We start from the raw sequence: 17,253 nt of genomic DNA, 5'->3' as shown, positions 1-17,253 counted from the left end.
GGGGCCTCCGACCATGACTCGAGACCTGTGGCACGACCTCGGCTCGCACCTGCGCGGCGGCGGCGTCGACTTCGCCGTCTGGGCACCGAACGCCCGTGACGTCCAGGTCCTGGGCGACTTCAACGGATGGGACGGCGGCGGCCACCCGCTGGTCCGCGGCGACGACGGCGTGTGGCGGGGTCGCGTCGAAGGGCTCGGTGCCGGCGCGCTCTACAAGTACGCCGTGCACGGCGCCGACGACGTCTGGCGTCAGAAGGCTGATCCTCTCGCCCTCTGGACGGAGGTCCCGCCGGCCAACGCCTCACGCGTGTTCGCGTCGGGCTACACCTGGGCCGACGACGACTGGATGGAGCAACGGCGCGATCGGCGACCGTGGGCGGAGCCGATGAGCGTCTACGAGGTGCACCTCGGCTCGTGGCGCACCGGTCTCGGCTATCGCGAGCTGGCCGAGACCCTCGTCCCCTACGTCGCAGAACGCGGTTTCTCCCACGTCGAGCTGATGCCGGTGATGGAGCACCCGTACGGCGGTTCATGGGGCTACCAGGTGACCGGCTACTACGCGCCGACCTCGCGATGGGGCGACCCCGACGACTTCCGGGCGCTCGTCGACGCCTTCCACGCCGCGGGCATCGGCGTGATCCTCGACTGGGTCCCGGCCCACTTCCCGCGCGACGAGTGGGCGCTCGCGCGCTTCGACGGCACCCCCCTCTACGAGCACGCGGACCCGCTCCGCGGCGAGCACCCCGACTGGGGGACGTACGTCTTCGACCTGGGCAAGGAGGAGGTGCGGGAGTTCCTTCTCGCCAACGCCTTCTGGTGGTTCGAGGAGTTCCACGTCGACGGCCTGCGGGTCGACGCCGTCGCGTCGATGCTCTATCTCGACTACTCGCGCGGACCGGGCGGCTGGGTGCCGAACGCGCACGGCGGCAACATCGACCTCGACGCGGTGACGTTCTTCCAGGAGCTCAACGCGTCGTGCTATGACCGCTTCGGCGCGATCGCGATGATCGCGGAGGAGTCGACGGCCTACGACGGCGTGACGCGCGACGTGACCCACGGCGGTCTCGGCTTCGGGTTCAAGTGGAATCTCGGGTGGATGCACGACACACTCGACTACTTCGCCGTCGATCCCGTGCACCGCAGCGGGGAGCACAACCGGCTGACGTTCGCGATGATGTACCACGACGCCGAGAACTTCGTGCTTCCCTTCTCGCACGACGAGGTCGTGCACGGCAAGGGCTCGCTGCTGGGCAAGATGGCGGGCGACCGGGAGCAGCAGCTCGCCAACCTGCGCTCGTTGCTGGCCTACCAGTGGTCCCACCCGGGCAAGCAGCTGCTCTTCATGGGCGGGGAGATCGCCCAGCTCTCCGAGTGGTCCGACGAACGCTCGCTCGACTGGTCGCTGCTCGACGATCCCGGGCACGCCGGCGTGCAGCGGCTCGTCACCGATCTCAACGCGGTCTACGGCGCGAACCCGGCGCTGTGGGCCAAGGACCACGACCCGGACGGGTTCCGGTGGCTGGAGGCCGACGACGCCGCCGGCAACGTCTACGCCTTCGTGCGGCGCGGCGGCGGTCGTACGCTCGTGTGCGTGGCGAACCTGTCCGGCCGCACCTGGCCGACCTACCGCGTCGGGCTGCCCCTGGCGGGCGCGTGGCGGGTCGCGCTCTGCACCGACGACGCGGCGTACGGCGGCACGGGCGACACCCCCGGTCCCGAGATCGTGGCCGACGAGGTCGCGTGGCACGACCAGCCTCACTCGGTCGAGCTCCGTCTGCCTGCCCTCTCGGTGACCTGGCTGGAGCCCGCCGATGGCTGACCTCACGCTGCGGCCGGTCGACGCGGAGACGTTCGAGGTCCTGGACGACGGCCGTGCGCTCGGCACCGTCTCGCTGCGTCTGGACGACGCGCGTACGGCGTCCCTGCGGTGGGACCTCGGGCCCACGGAGGAACCCCTGCGCTCCCAGGCGGTCAACCTCGCGATCACCCATGCGTTCGACGAGCTGGGCGTCACCCGGGTCCAGACACTGACCGACGAGGACGCCGTGCCCGACCGCCGGGCCGCGGCGCGTGCGGGCATGCGACGCGACGGACTGATCCGCCACGTCGACAGGCCCGACCAGGAGCTGTTGTCGCGGCTCGCCGACGACCCCCAGCCGCAGAGCCGCGAGGGCTTCGTCGCGATGCTCAACGCGGCGCTGCCCAAGAAGCGCGCGATCGCGCAGGCGCTCGTGTGCGACCCCGACGGCCGGGTGCTGCTGTGCGAGCTGACCTACAAGCGCGAGTGGGACCTGCCCGGCGGGGTCGTCGACCCCGGTGAGTCACCCGCCGACGCGGTCGTGCGGGAGCTCCGCGAGGAGCTCGGTGTCGAGGCACGGATCCGCGGGCTGCGCACCGTCAACTGGCTGCCGCCGTGGAGCGCCTGGGACGACGCGGTGCTGTTCGTGTTCGACGTCGAGGCGTGGGACCCCGACGCCCCGCTCACGCTTCAGCCGACCGAGATCGCCGCGGTCCACTGGTGCGACCGCGACCTCCTGCGAGAGCGCGCCGCGGCAGCGACGATCGACCTGCTCGACAACCTCGACGCCGACCCGGACGGCACCTACCGCGAGGCGGGCCACGTCTTCCGGCCCTCGCCCGAGCGCTGACCTGGAAGTCAGGGGCTCGCCTCCACCGGGCCGGTCTCCTCGACGTCGACCACTCCCCCGTACTGCCCGAGGACGCGGGGCAGACCGACCCCGCCCTGCGGCGGGACGTACATGAGCACCTGGTGGTAGTAGCGCAGCACGCCGGATCCCGTCATCGGGCTCCCGAGGTAGGCCTTGTGCTCCGACGCCTCCGGCCAGGTGACCGTCGCGCCGGGTGCCAGGACCCAGCCGTCCTGGCGCATCAGCGTCCCGAAGACCAGCGCACCGCCGTCCTGCGTCCGCATGGTGTGCGTGACCGGCTGCGACGACCAGGTCCGGCGGAAGGTCGTGCCGGGCTTGGCGAGCCCGGCAGCCTGGGCGCGCATCTGGGTGACGAACGAGTCCGCGGTGACCTGGTCGGCGCGCGGCGAGCTCGGGTCGCCCAGGACCGCCGCGTACGCCTGCATCGCGGCCGCCGGGCTCGAGACCAGACCGTCGCCGTCGTCGGCGGGGACCGTCTCGAGCACCCCGTCGACCGTCCTCGGCACGGGGAGGACCGTGCTGAGGAGCGCCTCGGGGGAGGCGGTGAGCTCCCACTGCTCGGTGGATGACGCGCGTTCGAAGACCTGGATCCTCCGCATGCCGCGTGCCGCGTCGCGCGCGGTCACGACGAACCACAGAGGGTAGGCGTCCAGGCGCGGCGTGTAGACGTCCTCGATCTCCGCCGGCGCCACCGCTGCCCCGGTCGACGCGCTGCCGTGCACTCGCTTCGCCACGTCGATCGCACGTCCGTCGACCGCGAGCACCGGCCCGGTCTCGACGAGCGCCAGGATGTCGGGATCCAGCGCGCCGAAGGCGGCGGCTCGGGCCTTCTCGTAGTTGCGGTAGGTACGGTCGACCTCGTCGTGGTCGGCCGCGATCTTCGAGACCTCGGTGCTGGTCTTCTCGAGTGGCACGATGCCGCACCCGCTGACCAGCGCCCCGACGAGGAGTCCTGCAGCGAGCACCGCGCCCGGACGGCGGCCGCTGATCATGCGGTTGCCTTCTCGGTGAGGAAGTCGTCCCACGTGTCGGCGTCGGCGGGATCGGTCTCCAGCCAGGGAGCGTCCCACTCGTCGTCGGCGAACCCGGGTGCATCGGCAGGCGGCGGCGGACGGCGTACGCCCGCGACGGCACCGAGGGCGACGAGACCCAGGACCACGGCTCCGAGACCGGCGAGCGTCGTCCCCACCGCCACCCCGAAGGCACCCGGCACCTCGTACGCACCGGTCAGGCGCAGGCCCGCGAGGTCGGAGTCGCCGACGGCCAGCACAGCCAGCGAGACGGTCTCGTCGGGCAGCCGGAAGCGGAGCTCGGCACCGCCGACGCCGGAGGCCTGCTCGAGCCACCAGTCGAGCGCGGTCGGTGCCGCGGGAAGCTGCGGCTCACCCTCGACGGCCCGGGTGCGCACCGACCACGGGACGCGGTAGCGCGTCAGCTCCAGGTGCGAGGTCGACGAGAGGTAGTCGGCGACGTCGAGGGAGTGTGCCAGTCCGACGAACACCGGCTTATCGTCCGGAACCTCGACGAGAACGCTGACCTGAGGGCCGTGGCGGGCGAGCACCGACGGGCTGGTCGCGACCGCACGCGAGTCGGTGTCGAGCGTGCGCGTCCCGGTCGTCATGCGGTCGTCCGGGCCGACAGCGAACGCGACCACAGCGCCCAGGATCGCCAGCAGGATCCCGAGCGTCAGCAGCCCGGCCCCCGCCACCCGTCGCATGGAGCCAGTATGCAGGGGCCGCCACAGCGGACGCCGGGGCCCGCGCTCAGAACAGGGCGGAGGCGAGCTTGCGGCGCGCCTGGGCGACCCGGGGGTCGTCCGAGCCGACGATCGTGAACATCTCGACGAGCCGCCCGCGGACCCGCTCGCGCTCGTCACCGGCCGTGCGTCGCACGAGGTCGATCAGGCGACCGAACGCGTCGTCGACGTGGCCGCCCGAGAGGTCGAGGTCGGCGACGAGCATCTGCGCGTCCAGGTCGTCGGGGTTCTGGGCGGCCGCCTCGCGCGCCGCCGTCAGGTCGGCGTCGGCGGTGCGGTCGAGAAGTCGCGCACCGGCGAGCCGCTCGGCTGCCTCGGTGTCGGCAGGGTTGGCGGCGAGCAGCTTCTCGTACTCGCTGATCGCGGTGGCGTAGTCGCCCTCCGCGAAGGCGTCGTCGGCCACGGCGAAACGCGGGTCGTCTGCGGGCTCCTCCTCGGCAACCTCGGCCACGCCGCCGACCGGCGGGGCGGACCCGGTGACGCCGTTGGCCTGGGCGACGCGGAGCAGCTCGTCGAGGTACTGACGGACCTGCGCCTCGTCAGCCGTCCCCTGGAACAGCGGGACCGGCTGACCCTTGACGACACCGACGACGAACGGAACGCCCTGTGCACCGAGCATCTGCGCGATCTGCGGGCTGGTGTCGACGTCCACCCGCGCCAGAAGGAGCCGACCGCCGTAGGAGTTGGCGACGGTGGCGAGCACCCGGTTGAAGTCGTCACCCTGCGGGGCACGGGACGACCAGAGCGCCAGCACGACCACATGGTCGAGGGAGCTCTGGAGAACGTCCTGGAAGTTCTGCTCGGTGACGTCGAGCACCCACGAGGCACCCGCGGGTGCGGGGCCGCGTGGAGCGCCGGCCGGAGCACCGGGAGCAGCGTTCTTGAGGGCGGACAGATCGATCGCACCAGGACGGGAGAAGCTCACGGGCGGGTCTCCTCGAAGGCTCGGGTAGGACGGACGGTCAGCGGTGGGACTCGAGCGTCTTGCGCTCGGACGACGAGGTGACCGCCTTGCCCGGCGCCACGACGTACGGGAGGTAGCTCGGCGTCGTCCGGCGTGCCAGGAGGTAGCCGAAGACGGTCAGGACCAGCGCGATCCCCAGCGGGATCCCGGCGAAGATGAGGATCAGTTGGAGGGTCGTCAGCGACTGGGGGTCCTCCCAGCCGACCGGGACGTCGGCGGCGGCGGGTGCGGCAGCAGCGACCGCAAGCAGCGGCGACGCGACCAGCGCACCGGCGACGGCAGAACGGACAGCGGTACGGCTCCGGCTCAGCATGGCGACATTCTAGCCGAGGGGGGACCGCGTCTAGGCTCGGCGGTATGCCCGCTCAGCTCGGCACACCTCCCGCCTCCGCCCTCGCGCTGGCCGCCGCCTACCGCAGCGACCAGACCGATCCCGTCGCAGTGGTCGACAGGCTGCTGGAGCGGATCGGCGTTCTGGACGCGGAGGTCGGTGCCTTCGTGACCGTCACCGCCGACGAGGCACGCGCCGCCGCGCTGTCGGCCCGCGACGCGCTGCGCGGGTCCGGAGCCGACGCCCTCCCGCCGATGTTCGGGGTGCCGACGGCGCTGAAGGACCTCACGCCGACCGCGGGTGTCCGTACGACGTACGGCTCTGCCGCCTTCGCAGACCTGGTGCCGGAGACCGACGGCTCCATCGCCGTACGGGTCGCGTCGGCCGGGATGATCAGCCTCGGCAAGACGAGCACGCCCGAGCTCGGGCTCCCCTGCTACACCGAGCCGGACGTGGCACCGCCGTCCCGCACCCCGTACGACCTGAGCCGTGGCGCCGGTGGTTCGTCGGGCGGCGCCGCGGCAGCGGTGGCGGCAGGCCTCGTCCCCGTGGCCGTCGGCTCCGACGGAGGCGGTTCGGTCCGCATCCCCGCATCCTCGTGCGGACTGGTCGGCATCAAGGTGAGCCGAGGGCTGGTCGCCGGGACGCCCGAGGAGATCGACGTCGCCGGCCTCTCCGTGCCCGGCACCCTCGCTCTCACCGTCGGTGACGCCGCGGCGATGCTCGACGTCGTCGCGCTCACCGGGAGCCGCATGCTCGACGCCTGCGGCCGGGCACCCGGCCGGCTGCGGGTGGCACGCTTCTGCGACCCGGTGATCAGCGAGCTGCCTCCCGACCCCGAGGTGGTCGCCGCGTACGAGGAGACCAGCCGCCTCCTCGAGCGCCTCGGGCACGACGTGGTCGACGTCGCCCCTCCGTTCGGGCCGGACACGGTCGCCGCGTTCGAGACCGCCTGGTTCGTCGGCGCCGCCTCGGTCGACGTGCCCCCCGAGCGCGAGGGGCTGCTGCGACCCCTCACCCGCTGGGAGCGGGACCGCGGCCGCGCCGCCACCGGCGTCGAGTACGCCGCCGCGCTGCTCGCGATGCGCCAGGCCGAGCAGCGCACCCTCGAGGCCTACGCCGGCTATGACGTCGTCCTCACCCCCACGCTCGGCCAGCTGCCTGCCCTCGTCGGCTCGTTGCGCGACGACGCCGATCCCGTTGCCGACTTCGAGGCGCAGAAGGGCTTCACTCCCTACACGTCGGTCTGGAACATCGCCGGCGCCCCGGCCCTCTCGCTGCCCACCGGGTGGAGTCGGACGGGTCTCCCGATCGGCACGATGATCGCCGGGAAGCCGGGCGCCGAGCCGCTCCTGCTGAGCCTCGCGGCCCAGGTCGAGCACGAGTGCTCGAGCCGGGGCAACCCCTGGAGGCGTCCGCGCACGGTGATGACCGACCGCTAACGTCGAGGGCATGCTCGTGACCGCCGACGCCACCGAGAACCCGTGCTGGGCGGACTCGGACAACACCATCTGCCGGCTCGTCCACCGGTGGACCGACAACGACACCCTTGCCGAGCTCTCCGACCTGCTGCTGGCCAAGCCGCTGGCGATCCTCGTCCTCGTGCTCGCGGGGGTCGCGGCCCGGTGGCTCGTGAACCGCCTGATCGACCGCATCACCCGGACCGCCGCGGCCGGCACCGTCCCGGGTGCGCGGGCCGCCGAGGCGATCACCCCCATCCTGCACGAGCGGCGCGAGCAGCGTGCCCGGAGCATGGGCTCGCTGCTCAAGAACATCTCGACCATCGTGATCTTCACCGTCGTCGCCTTCATGGTGATCGCGACGATGGGCTACAACATCGGGCCGCTGCTGGCGTCCGCGGGGATCCTGGGCGTGGCGCTCGGCTTCGGCGCCCAGAGCCTCGTCAAGGACTTCATCTCCGGCATCTTCATGATCCTGGAGGACCAGTACGGCGTGGGCGACGTCGTCGACCTCGGCGACGCGACCGGCACGGTCGAGGCGGTCAGCATGCGCGTCACGCGGTTGCGCGACGTCAACGGGACGGTCTGGTACGTCCGCAACGGCGAGATCCTGCGCGTCGGCAACCAGAGCCAGAACTGGGCCCGCACGGTCCTCGACGTGCCGGTCGGCTACGACGTCGACCTGGGCGAGGTCCGCGCGACCCTGCACGAGGTCGCGCTCGCGCTGTGGCAGGACCCGGCCTGGAGCGGCGCCGTCCTCGAGGAGCCCGAGGTCTGGGGGGTCGAGCGGTGGACGCCCGAGGGTGTCGTCGTCCGCGTCGTCCTCAAGACCGCCCCGATGAAGCAGTGGGAGGTCGCGCGCGAGATGCGCGAGCTGATCAAGGAGCGGTTCGACTCGCTCGGGATCGAGATCCCGTACGCGCACGCAGCGGCGTACGGGGCCCCTCCCCTGCCCACGCAGGACCGGGACTCAGACCGGGACCAGGACGGGCAGCAGGACTCGGACCAGGCGAGCGACGCGGGCTGATCAGCGCGGCTGTGCCGGTCCGAGGTCCTGCGGCGCGTTGATCATGAACTGCGCGGCATGGGTGACGTACGCCCAGAACTCACGGTCGTGCTCGGGCGACAGACCGACGCGGTCGAGGGCCGCCCGGAAGTGGCGCAGCCAGTGCTCGGCGGCGGTCGGTGTCACGGCGAAGGGAGCGTGGCGCATCCGCAGGCGCGGGTGACCCCGGCGCTCGGAGTAGGTCGTCGGGCCGCCCCAGTACTGGACGAGGAAGTCCGTGAAACGCTCCTGCGCGGGGCCGAGGTCCTCCTCCGGGTACATCGGACGGAGGACCGGGTCGTCGGCGACACCCTCGTAGAAGGCAGCGACGATCGACGCGATCGTCTCGTACCCGCCGATCGCGTCGTAGAAGGTCTGCTGCTGCTCCGCCTGGTTCTGGCTCACGCCACCATTGTCACCGGTCGCCTCAAGCCCGGGCGAGGTGCGGTAGGAGATGGGACCTCTCGTGCTCGGTCAGCGACCGCGACCGCTGCTCCCCAGGGTCGAACCCGACGATGACCGCGCGCGAGGTCACGAGGACCACCGGACCGTCGACCTCGGCCGGCTCGTCGTCGACCATCTCGGCACGGATCTCGAAGGACGACCGGCCGACGCGGGTGACGGCGGTGCGCACGGCGTACGGGCGCTCGCGGTGCACGATCGGGCGCAGGTAGGTCAGCTCGCTGCGCCCGATGACCCAGGGGAGCTCGGGATCGCGGGCACCGATCGACGAGACGAAGGCGACACGACCCTCTTGGAAGAGCTCGAGGGTGGCTGCCTCGTCTACCGCTCCGTCGGGACCGAGGTCGCGGGCCCGCACGAGCACGGGGACGTCCGTGGCGGGCCCCGACGACGGTGCGACCGCGGGCAGTCGTCCCCGCGTACGGACGAGCACGCTCCGGCCCCGGGCGTAGACCGTGCGGCCGCCGTCCTCCCGCAGGTCGATGATCTGCTGCTCCAGGACGGTGTCACCCCGGGTCCTCGACCCGAAGACGCTCGACTCGACCAGGACCGGCTCGGGACGGAAGACCAGCGGTGCGCGGTACTCCAGCTCGAGGCGGACGAGCCGCGCCCCCTCCCCGGCCGCCAGCCGGGCCTCGCGGAAGTAGTCGGCGTAGGTGACGTTGTTGACGTGACCTTGGGAATCCATGTCGGCCCAACGCATCGGACACGAGTAGACGTGGTGCACCCGACGATCGTGGCAGACTCGGCCCCCAGGTCTGGGGCGAACCGTGATGTGACCCTGTGTTTCGCCCCACTGCCATGCGGTACCTTGCTAAGCGACCGCTTAGCGGTACCACGAGCACTCACCCGAAGCCACGAGGAGAAGTTGTGAGCCAGCAGCGCACCGCCATCGTCACCGGCGCCGCACGCGGGATCGGCGCCGCCGTCGCCAGGCGGCTGTCGTCGGACGGACACGCCGTCGCCGTCATCGACCTCGACGAGGACGCGTGCGCGGGCACCGTCGACGCGATCACCACCGCGGGCGGCAAGGCGATCGCCGTCGGCGCCGACGTCTCGGACGAGGAGGCGGTCACGGCCGCCTACGCACGCGTCGAGGCCGAGCTCGGGGCTCCCACGATCCTGGTCAACAACGCGGGCATCATCCGCGACAACATGCTCTTCAAGATGAGCGTCGCCGAGTGGGACGCGGTCATGAACGTCCACCTGCGCGGCGCGTTCCTCATGTCCCGAGGCGCCCAGAAGCACATGGTGGACGCGAAGTTCGGCCGCATCGTCAACCTCTCGTCGACCTCGGCGCTCGGCAACCGCGGCCAGGCCAACTACTCCGCGGCCAAGGCCGGTCTCCAGGGCTTCACCAAGACCCTCGCGATCGAGCTCGGCAAGTTCGGCATCACCGCCAACGCGATCGCACCCGGGTTCATCGAGACCGAGATGACCGCGGCGACCGCCGCGCGCGTGGGCGTCGACTACGAGGACTTCAAGAAGTTCAGCGCCCAGCAGATCCCGGTGGCGCGCGTCGGTCAGCCCGAGGACATCGCCGCGACGGCGTCGTTCCTCACCAGCGAGGAGTCCGGCTTCGTCTCCGGCCAGGTCATCTACGTCGCCGGCGGACCGAAGGACTGACATGACCGACCTCCCAGGCCTGGACCTGGACCGGCTGGGCACCTACCTCGAGGACTCGGTGCCCGGCCTGGTCGGAGGTCCGCTCACCGGATCCGTCATCCCGGGCGGGCGCTCCAACCTGACGTACGACGTGACCGACGGCGAGACCCACGTGGTCGTGCGTCGCCCGCCGCTGGGGCACGTGCTCGCCACCGCGCACGACATGCGGCGTGAGTTCACCGTCATCAACGCGCTCGGCTCGACGAACGTCCCGGTCCCCCACGCGTACGTCCTGTGCGAGGACACCGACGTCATCGGCTCGCCGTTCTACGTGATGAGCAAGGCCGAGGGCCGTGCTCTGCGGCGTGCCGGAGAGCTCGAGGAGCTGGGGCCCGAGCGCACCGCCGACATCGCCGGCCTGTTGATCGACACGCTCGCCGACCTCCACGCCGTCCACCCGGCCTCCGTGGGCCTCGAGGAGTTCGGGCGGCCGCAGGGCTACCTCGAGCGCCAGGTGCGCCGGTGGACCAAGCAGGCGGAGGCATCGAAGAGCCGGGACCTCGCCGGGTACGAGGAGCTACGTGACTTCTTGGGCACGCACGTGCCGACCCACTCCGACGCGACGATCGTGCACGGCGACTACCGTCTCGACAACGTCCTCGTCGACACCTCCCCCGACGGCAAGGACGCGATCACCGCGGTGCTCGACTGGGAGATGGCCACGCTCGGCGACCCGCTCTCCGACATCGCCCTCACGATCGTCTACCAGGAGATGGGCCGGTCGACCCGCAACAACGCGGTGGCCGACGCGACGGCAGCGCCGGGCTACCCGACGGTCGACGAGGTGCTCGAGCGCTACTCCTCCCGGAGCGGACGCGACGTCTCGACGATGGGCTTCCACCTGGCGCTCGGCTACTTCAAGCTCGCGGTCATCACCGAGGGCATCCACTACCGCTACACCCAGGGCCAGACGGTCGGCGACGGCTTCAGCCGCATGGGCGCGGCGACCGAGCCGCTGATCGCCGCCGGCCTCGCCTCGGCCCGCACCTGACCCCCGAGCAAGGAGCACCATGGACTTCGGGTACGACTCCACGACGATCGAGCTGCGCGAGCGGCTGCTGGGCTTCATGGACGAGCACGTCTATCCGGCCGAGAAGGAGTTCCACGCGGCGGTCGACGCCCACCCCGACCACTGGGGCCCGCCACCGATGATCGAGGACCTGAAGGCGGAGGCGCGCAAGCAGGGCCTGTGGAACCTCTTCCTTCCCGGGGACGGCGGCGCCGGGCTCACCAACCTCCAGTACGCTCCCCTCGCCGAGATCACCGGCCGCAGCTCCGCCATCGCGCCTGTCGCCCTCAACTGCGCCGCGCCTGACACCGGCAACATGGAGGTGCTCCACGCCTTCGGCACCGAGGAGCAGAAGCGCGACTGGTTGGAGCCGCTGCTCGCCGGTGAGATCCGGTCCGCGTTCGCGATGACCGAGCCCGATGTCGCCTCCTCCGACGCGACCAACATCGCGACGTCGATCGTGCGCGACGGCGACGACTACGTGATCAATGGGCGCAAGTGGTGGATCACCGGCGCGATGAACCCCAACGCCGCGATCTTCATCGTGATGGGCAAGACCGACCCGACCGCCGGACGGCACCGCCAGCAGTCGATGATCCTGGTCCCGCGCGACACTCCCGGCGTCGAGATCGTCCGCGGGATGCACGTCCTCGGCTACGACGACCGTGACCACGGAGGTCACGCGGAGATCGTGTTCACCGACGTGCGCGTGCCCGCGTCGAACCTGATCGCGGGCGAGGGCGACGGATTTGCGATCGCCCAGGCCCGTCTCGGGCCCGGCCGGATCCACCACTGCATGCGGGCGATCGGGATCGCCGAGCGCGCGATCGAGGCCATGTGCCGACGCGCCAGCAGCCGGGTGGCCTTCGGTCGGCCGCTGTCCGAGCAGGGCGTGGTCCGCGACTGGATCGCCGAGTCGCGGGTCAAGGTCGAGCAGCTGCGCCTGCTGACGCTCAAGACGGCCTGGCTCATGGACACCGTCGGCAACCAGAGCGCGCACGCCGAGATCCAGGCGATCAAGATCGCCACGCCCCGCACGGTGGAGTGGATCCTCGACAAGGCGATCCAGACGCACGGGGCCGCCGGGCTCTCGCAGGACTTCCCGCTGGCCGCCGCGATCGCCGGCATCCGTACGCTCCGGTTCGCCGACGGCCCGGACGAGGTGCACAAGAACGCCCTCGCCAAGGCCGAGCTCCGTCGGCACGCCTGACGCGGCGCCGGCTCAGAAGTCGGCGCGCAGCTCCTCGACCCGCTGCTGGAGCCGGTTCATGCCACCCAGCCAGCGGTCGGGGTCGGCTGCCTTCGCCCGCACGTAGTCGGCGACCTCGGGATGGGGCAGGATCAGGAACCGGTCGTCCTCGAGCGCGTCGAAGACCGTCGCCGCCACGCGCTCCGGCGTGATCGCGGTCTCGGTGAGGGTGACGTCCCCCGCCGGCCCGGAGTCGTCGAGCATCGCCGTACGCACTCCCTGCGGGCACAGCGCCTGCACGACGACACCCCGGTGCCGGTAGGTCGCCGACAACCACTCGGCGTGCGCCACGGCAGCGTGCTTGCTCAGCGTGTACGGGGCAGAGCCCAGCATCGTCAGCAGGCCGGCGGCCGAGGCGGTCGCGACGAACCGCCCCTCCCCCCGCTCCAGCCACTCCGGCAGCAGCGCCCGCGCGGCGCGGACGTGCGCCATGACGTTGACCTGCCACGACGTCTCGAAGTCGGCGTCGGTCGCCGTCGCGGCGTCGCCGCGGGCGATCCCGGCGTTGGCGAAGAAGACGTCGATCGACCCGAGGTGGTCGCGTGCAGCGTCGACGAGGGCCTGGACGCCGTCGGCCGAGGCCGCGTCACCGGCGACCGCCAGCCCTCCGACCTCCTCCGCGACCCGTGCGGCAGCGTCGCCATCGAGGTCGTTGACGACGATCCGCGCACCGGCTGCGACGAGCCGGTGCGCGATCGCCCGTCCGATCCCGTTGCCGCCGCCGGTGACGACGACACCCGCGCGATCGGGAAGCACGTCAGACCCCGCCGGTGAGGGTGAGCCCGCCGTCGACGACGATGTTCTGCCCGGTCAACCACCCGGAGTCGTCCGACAGCAGGAACGCGACCACGGAGGCGATGTCGGCCGGGACACCGAGGCGCTTCATCGGGTACGCCGAGGCCACCTCGTCCTCTCGACCCTCGTAGAGCGCCGACGCGAACCGCGTCTTCACGACCGCCGGCGCGACCGCGTTGACGCGCAGCTGCGGGCCGAGCTCGACCGCGAGCTCCTGGGTGATGTGGATGAGCATCGCCTTGGTGGCTCCGTAGAAGCCGATCCCGGGCGCCGGCTTCGTGCCCGCGACCGAGGCGACGTTGACGACCGTGCCGCCGTGGGTCTCCATCCAGGCAGCGTAGGCCCGCTGCGTCCAGGACAGGGCACTCAGCACGTTGACCGCGAACATCTTCTGCGCCGCCGCCAGGTCGAGATCGATCATGCGCCCGTAGACGGGGTTGATGCCGGTGTTGTTGACCAGGTGGTCGAGGGACCCGAACACCTCCAGCGTGCGCGCGACCGCCTCCTCCTGGTGGGCAGGGTCGTCAGCCTTGCCCGGGACGCCGATCGCCACCTCGGGGCCACCGAGGTGGACCACGGCCTCCTGCAGCGCCTCGTCGTTGCGGGCAGTCAGGCACACCCGCCCACCCTCGTCGACGATGCGCTGCGCGATGCCGAGCCCGATGCCACGGCTCGCCCCGGTGATGATCGCGGTGCGGCCCTCGAAGCGCTTCGCGCCGCCGGTCACGACAGCCTCTCGAGCACCATCGCCATGCCCATGCCGCCGCCGACGCACATCGACTCGACGCCGAACTGCTTGTCGTGGGTCTGGAGCGAGTTGATCAGCGTCGCCGTGATCCGAGCACCGGTCATGCCGAACGGGTGACCGACCGCGATCGCACCGCCGTTGACGTTGAGCGTGTCGATGTCGATGCCGAGCTGCTGGGCCGAGCCGAGCGACTGGACCGCGAACGCCTCGTTGATCTCGAACAGGTCGATGTCGCCGAGAGCCATCCCGGCGTTCTTGAGCGCCTGCGGGATCGCCTCCACCGGGCCGAGCCCCATGATCTCCGGGGAGAGACCGGTCACGCCGGTGGACACGATGCGCGCCAGCGGGGTGAGGCCGAGCTCCTTGGCGCGGGTGTCGCTCATGATCACCAGGGCCGCGGCGCCGTCGTTGAGCGGGCAGGCGTTGCCGGCGGTCACGGTGCCGTCGGGTCGGAAGACCGGCTTCAGCTGCGACACCGCCTCGTACGTCGTGCCGGGGCGGGGGCCGTCGTCGACGGTGACCTGGGTGCCGTCGGGCAGCGTGACCGGGGTGATCTCCCGCTCCCAGAAGCCGTCCTTGATGCGCTCCTCGGCGAGGTTCTGGCTGCGCACCGCGAAGCGGTCCTGCTCCTCGCGGCTCATGCCGAGGATCTGGGCGACGTTCTCGGCGGTCTGGCCCATCGCGATGTAGACGTCAGGGAGCCGGTCGTCCTCGCGCGGGTCGGTCCAGGTCTGACCACCCTTCGAGAGCTCCTCGGTGTGCTGCGCGGCATCGGCGAAGACCGGGTTGGTGATCTCCTGACCCGGGATCGCGTCGCTGTTGCCCTTGACGAAGCGGCTGACCGTCTCGACACCGGCCGAGATGTAGGCGTCGCCCTCGCCCGCCTTGATCGCGTGGAACGCCATCCGGGTGGACTGGAGGCTCGAGGAGCAGTAGCGGGTCACGGTGGTGCCGGGCAGGAAGTCGTAGCCGAGGAGCACAGAGACGACGCGCCCCATGTTCATCCCCTGCTCGCCACCCGGCAGACCGCACCCGAGGATGAGGTCGTTGATCTCGCGCGGGTCGAGCTCGGGCACCTTGTCGAGCGCGGCACGCACCATCTGCGCGGTGAGGTCGTCAGGACGCATGTCCTTGAGCGAGCCCTTGAAGGCACGGCCGATCGGCGAGCGCGTGGTGGAGACGATGACGGCTTCGGTCATGAGGATTCCTTGTCTGAGGGGCCGGATCTTGTCGTGTGGTCAGAGCCCGAGGTCGCGACCGATGAGCTCTTTCATGATCTCGTTGGAACCCGCCCAGATCTTGGTGACACGGGCGTCACGCCAGGCACGGGCGACTCGGTACTCGTTCATGTAGCCGTACCCGCCGTGGATCTGGACGCAGTGGTCGAGCACCTCGTTCTGGACCTGCGACGACAGCCACTTGACCTTGGCCGCGTCGATCGCGGTCAGCTCGCGCGAGGTGTGCGCGAGCACGGCGGCGTCGACGTACGCCTCGACCGACTCGATCCGCGTCACGAGCTCGGCGAGGAGGAACTTGTTGTGCTGGAACGACCCGATCGGCTGCTTGAACGCGTGCCGCTCCTTGGCGTAGGCGATCGTCTCGAGCAGGATCTGCTTGGCGTGCGCGACGTTGGAGACGGCGCACGACAGCCGCTCCTGCGGGAGACGCTCCATCATCGCGATGAACCCGCGGTCGACCTCGCCGATCACCTGGTTGTCGCTCACCCGCACGTCGGAGAAGAACAGCTCGGCTGTGTCGGACTCGCTCTGGCCGACCTTGTCGAGCTTGCGGCCACGGGTGAAGCCGTCCATGCCGGTCTCGACGGCGAACAGCGTGATGCCCTTGGCGCCCTTCTCCGGGCTGGTGCGGGCCGCGACCACCACGAGGTCGGCGGACCAGCCGTTGGTGATGAAGGTCTTGGAGCCGTTGATGACCCACCCGTCACCATCGCGCACGGCGGTGGTCTTGAGCGCGGCCAGGTCGGAGCCGCCCGACGGCTCGGTCATCGCGATCGCGGTGAGCAGCTCGCCGGTCACGAAGCGCGGGAGCCACCGCGCCTTCTGCTCGTCGGTGGTGAGCTCGACGAGGTACGGCGCGACGATGTCGGAGTGGATGCCGGTGCACGACGGGAGGGCGGCGTTGACCTTGGACAGCTCCTCGGCGAGCACGGCGTTGAAGCGGAAGTCGCGTGCCTCGGCGCCGCCGAACGCCTCGGGGACCTCGAGGCCGAGCAAGCCCTGCTTGCCGGCCTCGAGCCAGTAGTCACGCGGCAGGCCCTTGTCCTCGGCGTACGCATCGGCGTGGGGCAGGACGCTACGCTCGACGAACGCCGCGACCGATGCGCGGAATGCCTCGTGGTCGTCGTCGAAGATGGCTCGTTTCACGGAGTGCCTCCGGGTCATGGGGTCACGATCACCTAGAGTGTACTAAGCGATCGCTTAGCGCCAGGGGTCCCCCACCCCGCCGTCGAAGACCAGGAGCGCCCATGACCGAGGTTCCCGCACGCGAGCGGCTGATGGACGCCGCAGTCGAGGCGTTCGCCGAGCGTGGGTTCCACGCCACGACGACTCGCGACATCTCGACGCGGGCGGGCATGAGCCCGGCAGCGCTCTACGTGCACCACGCGTCCAAGGAGCAGCTCCTCTACGAGATCAGCTCGGCCGGCCACCTCAATACCCGCAACATGATCGCCGCCGCGTACGCCTCCACCGCCGACCCCGTCGAGCGGCTCGCCACCATCCAGTTCGAGTTCACGCGGTGGCACGCGGTCCACAGCAAGCGCGCCCGGGTGGTCCAGTACGAGATCTCTGCGCTCACGCCTGAGCACCGCAAGGAGGTCGCGGGCTACCGGCGCGACATCGAGCGCGTCTACCGCGACGCGATCGGCGAGGGCGTCGACAAGGGCGTCTTCGAGGTCAGCGATGTCCCTGGCACCGCGCTCGCCCTCATCTCCATGGCGATCGACCTCGTCCGCTGGTATCAGCCGGGTGGGCCTCGTACGCCCGAGGCTGTCGGCAACCTGTATGCCGACCTGGCGCTCCGAGCCGTGGGGGCCGTGCACCGCTGAGCACAGCAAGACGGCCGCCCCGGAGCCGTGGGC

18 protein-coding genes are annotated in these 17,253 nt (G+C 71.1%); 8 read left to right on the top strand and 10 right to left on the bottom strand.

The features are described from left to right. Nucleotides 1-13: 13 nt before the first annotated feature. Both glgB and KV100_RS01480 read left to right on the top strand, forming a co-directional pair. Nucleotides 14-1,819 (top strand): 1,4-alpha-glucan branching protein GlgB, encoded by a 1,806-nt coding sequence (gene glgB / locus KV100_RS01485; protein WP_255565888.1) that lies wholly within the window; start codon nucleotides 14-16, stop codon nucleotides 1,817-1,819. Next, the gene (locus KV100_RS01480; RefSeq protein WP_220341137.1) at nucleotides 1,812-2,648 is read left to right on the top strand and encodes an NUDIX hydrolase; all 837 of its coding nucleotides are present in this window, start codon (nucleotides 1,812-1,814) and stop codon (nucleotides 2,646-2,648) included. The genes glgB and KV100_RS01480 overlap by 8 nt, the downstream gene beginning before the upstream one ends. Nucleotides 2,649-2,656: 8 nt before the next feature. Here KV100_RS01480 and KV100_RS01475 read toward each other — a convergent pair whose 3' ends face one another. From KV100_RS01475 to KV100_RS01460, 4 genes are read right to left on the bottom strand one after another with little or no spacing between them, the layout of a single operon-like run. Next, a complete protein-coding gene (locus KV100_RS01475) occupies nucleotides 2,657-3,661 on the bottom strand; it encodes a hypothetical protein (protein WP_220341136.1) in 1,005 nt (334 codons plus the stop codon). Then, nucleotides 3,658-4,386, bottom strand: a complete 729-nt coding sequence (locus KV100_RS01470) for a hypothetical protein (protein WP_220341135.1) — start codon at nucleotides 4,384-4,386, stop codon at nucleotides 3,658-3,660. The genes KV100_RS01475 and KV100_RS01470 overlap by 4 nt, the downstream gene beginning before the upstream one ends. 46 nt (nucleotides 4,387-4,432) lie before the next feature. Then, nucleotides 4,433-5,350 (bottom strand): tetratricopeptide repeat protein, encoded by a 918-nt coding sequence (locus tag KV100_RS01465; RefSeq protein ID WP_220341134.1) that lies wholly within the window; start codon nucleotides 5,348-5,350, stop codon nucleotides 4,433-4,435. 37 nt (nucleotides 5,351-5,387) lie between these two features. Further along, nucleotides 5,388-5,702 carry a hypothetical protein gene (locus tag KV100_RS01460; RefSeq protein ID WP_220341133.1) on the bottom strand — a complete coding sequence of 105 codons (315 nt, stop codon included), beginning with the start codon at nucleotides 5,700-5,702 and terminating at the stop codon, nucleotides 5,388-5,390. Nucleotides 5,703-5,746: 44 nt separating this feature from the next. On the opposite strand from KV100_RS01460, the gene KV100_RS01455 reads away from it, so the two are divergent. Beyond that, nucleotides 5,747-7,162, top strand: coding sequence for an amidase (locus KV100_RS01455; protein WP_220341132.1), 1,416 nt, complete (start codon nucleotides 5,747-5,749; stop codon nucleotides 7,160-7,162). Nucleotides 7,163-7,172: 10 nt separating this feature from the next. Beyond that, nucleotides 7,173-8,207 (top strand): mechanosensitive ion channel family protein, encoded by a 1,035-nt coding sequence (locus KV100_RS01450; RefSeq protein ID WP_220341131.1) that lies wholly within the window; start codon nucleotides 7,173-7,175, stop codon nucleotides 8,205-8,207. On the opposite strand, the gene KV100_RS01445 is transcribed toward KV100_RS01450, so the two are convergent. Beyond that, nucleotides 8,208-8,630 carry a globin gene (locus KV100_RS01445; protein ID WP_220341130.1) on the bottom strand — a complete coding sequence of 141 codons (423 nt, stop codon included), beginning with the start codon at nucleotides 8,628-8,630 and terminating at the stop codon, nucleotides 8,208-8,210. It abuts the gene before it with no gap. Nucleotides 8,631-8,652: 22 nt separating this feature from the next. Continuing rightward, nucleotides 8,653-9,390 carry an acyl-CoA thioesterase gene (locus KV100_RS19980; RefSeq protein ID WP_220341129.1) on the bottom strand — a complete coding sequence of 246 codons (738 nt, stop codon included), beginning with the start codon at nucleotides 9,388-9,390 and terminating at the stop codon, nucleotides 8,653-8,655. A 167-nt stretch (nucleotides 9,391-9,557) separates the two neighbouring features. Here KV100_RS19980 and fabG point away from each other — a divergent pair, with 167 nt between their 5' ends. From fabG to KV100_RS01425, 3 genes are read left to right on the top strand one after another with little or no spacing between them, the layout of a single operon-like run. Beyond that, nucleotides 9,558-10,313, top strand: a complete 756-nt coding sequence (gene fabG / locus KV100_RS01435) for a 3-oxoacyl-ACP reductase FabG (RefSeq protein WP_301022839.1) — start codon at nucleotides 9,558-9,560, stop codon at nucleotides 10,311-10,313. Nucleotide 10,314: 1 nt separating this feature from the next. After that, nucleotides 10,315-11,343, top strand: a complete 1,029-nt coding sequence (locus KV100_RS01430; protein ID WP_220341127.1) for a phosphotransferase family protein — start codon at nucleotides 10,315-10,317, stop codon at nucleotides 11,341-11,343. Nucleotides 11,344-11,362: 19 nt separating this feature from the next. Beyond that, nucleotides 11,363-12,571 (top strand): acyl-CoA dehydrogenase family protein, encoded by a 1,209-nt coding sequence (locus KV100_RS01425; RefSeq protein ID WP_220341126.1) that lies wholly within the window; start codon nucleotides 11,363-11,365, stop codon nucleotides 12,569-12,571. 12 nt (nucleotides 12,572-12,583) lie between these two features. Here KV100_RS01425 and KV100_RS01420 read toward each other — a convergent pair whose 3' ends face one another. Genes KV100_RS01420 through KV100_RS01405 form a run of 4 tightly spaced genes read right to left on the bottom strand, consistent with a single transcriptional unit; the run spans nucleotide 12,584 to nucleotide 16,537 of the window. Then, the gene (locus KV100_RS01420) at nucleotides 12,584-13,366 is read right to left on the bottom strand and encodes an SDR family oxidoreductase (RefSeq protein ID WP_220341125.1); all 783 of its coding nucleotides are present in this window, start codon (nucleotides 13,364-13,366) and stop codon (nucleotides 12,584-12,586) included. 1 nt (nucleotide 13,367) lies between these two features. Beyond that, nucleotides 13,368-14,132, bottom strand: coding sequence for an SDR family oxidoreductase (locus tag KV100_RS01415; RefSeq protein WP_220341124.1), 765 nt, complete (start codon nucleotides 14,130-14,132; stop codon nucleotides 13,368-13,370). Next, the gene (locus KV100_RS01410) at nucleotides 14,129-15,352 is read right to left on the bottom strand and encodes an acetyl-CoA C-acetyltransferase (RefSeq protein ID WP_220341123.1); all 1,224 of its coding nucleotides are present in this window, start codon (nucleotides 15,350-15,352) and stop codon (nucleotides 14,129-14,131) included. Before KV100_RS01410 ends, KV100_RS01415 begins: the two co-directional genes overlap by 4 nt. Before the next feature lie 39 nt (nucleotides 15,353-15,391). Next, on the bottom strand, nucleotides 15,392-16,537 hold the full coding sequence (locus KV100_RS01405; RefSeq protein ID WP_220341122.1) for an acyl-CoA dehydrogenase family protein: 1,146 nt from the start codon (nucleotides 16,535-16,537) through the stop codon (nucleotides 15,392-15,394). A 101-nt stretch (nucleotides 16,538-16,638) separates the two neighbouring features. Here KV100_RS01405 and KV100_RS01400 point away from each other — a divergent pair, with 101 nt between their 5' ends. Next, the gene (locus tag KV100_RS01400; RefSeq protein WP_220341121.1) at nucleotides 16,639-17,220 is read left to right on the top strand and encodes a TetR/AcrR family transcriptional regulator; all 582 of its coding nucleotides are present in this window, start codon (nucleotides 16,639-16,641) and stop codon (nucleotides 17,218-17,220) included. Nucleotides 17,221-17,253: the final 33 nt, after the last annotated feature.

The sequence above is a fragment of the Mumia sp. zg.B21 genome, assembly GCF_019550855.1.
In the GTDB taxonomy this organism is placed as follows: Bacteria; Actinomycetota; Actinomycetes; order Propionibacteriales; family Nocardioidaceae; genus Mumia.
Note: the sequence above shows the minus strand (reverse complement) of the source record. Positions and strands in the feature narration are given on the sequence as shown.

What these genes read in the sequence shown, in the direction of transcription:
- KV100_RS01455 (WP_220341132.1), top strand. Translation starts at nt 5,747, where the DNA reads ATGCCCGCTCAGCTCGGCACACCTCCCGCCTCCGCCCTCGCGCTGGCC.
- KV100_RS01400 (WP_220341121.1), top strand. Translation starts at nt 16,639, where the DNA reads ATGACCGAGGTTCCCGCACGCGAGCGGCTGATGGACGCCGCAGTCGAG.
- KV100_RS01425 (WP_220341126.1), top strand. Translation starts at nt 11,363, where the DNA reads ATGGACTTCGGGTACGACTCCACGACGATCGAGCTGCGCGAGCGGCTG.
- KV100_RS19980 (WP_220341129.1), bottom strand. Translation starts at nt 9,390, where the DNA reads ATGCGTTGGGCCGACATGGATTCCCAAGGTCACGTCAACAACGTCACC.
- KV100_RS01475 (WP_220341136.1), bottom strand. Translation starts at nt 3,661, where the DNA reads ATGATCAGCGGCCGCCGTCCGGGCGCGGTGCTCGCTGCAGGACTCCTC.
- KV100_RS01410 (WP_220341123.1), bottom strand. Translation starts at nt 15,352, where the DNA reads ATGACCGAAGCCGTCATCGTCTCCACCACGCGCTCGCCGATCGGCCGT.
- KV100_RS01460 (WP_220341133.1), bottom strand. Translation starts at nt 5,702, where the DNA reads ATGCTGAGCCGGAGCCGTACCGCTGTCCGTTCTGCCGTCGCCGGTGCG.
- KV100_RS01430 (WP_220341127.1), top strand. Translation starts at nt 10,315, where the DNA reads ATGACCGACCTCCCAGGCCTGGACCTGGACCGGCTGGGCACCTACCTC.
- glgB (WP_255565888.1), top strand. Translation starts at nt 14, where the DNA reads ATGACTCGAGACCTGTGGCACGACCTCGGCTCGCACCTGCGCGGCGGC.
- KV100_RS01480 (WP_220341137.1), top strand. Translation starts at nt 1,812, where the DNA reads ATGGCTGACCTCACGCTGCGGCCGGTCGACGCGGAGACGTTCGAGGTC.
- KV100_RS01470 (WP_220341135.1), bottom strand. Translation starts at nt 4,386, where the DNA reads ATGCGACGGGTGGCGGGGGCCGGGCTGCTGACGCTCGGGATCCTGCTG.
- KV100_RS01450 (WP_220341131.1), top strand. Translation starts at nt 7,173, where the DNA reads ATGCTCGTGACCGCCGACGCCACCGAGAACCCGTGCTGGGCGGACTCG.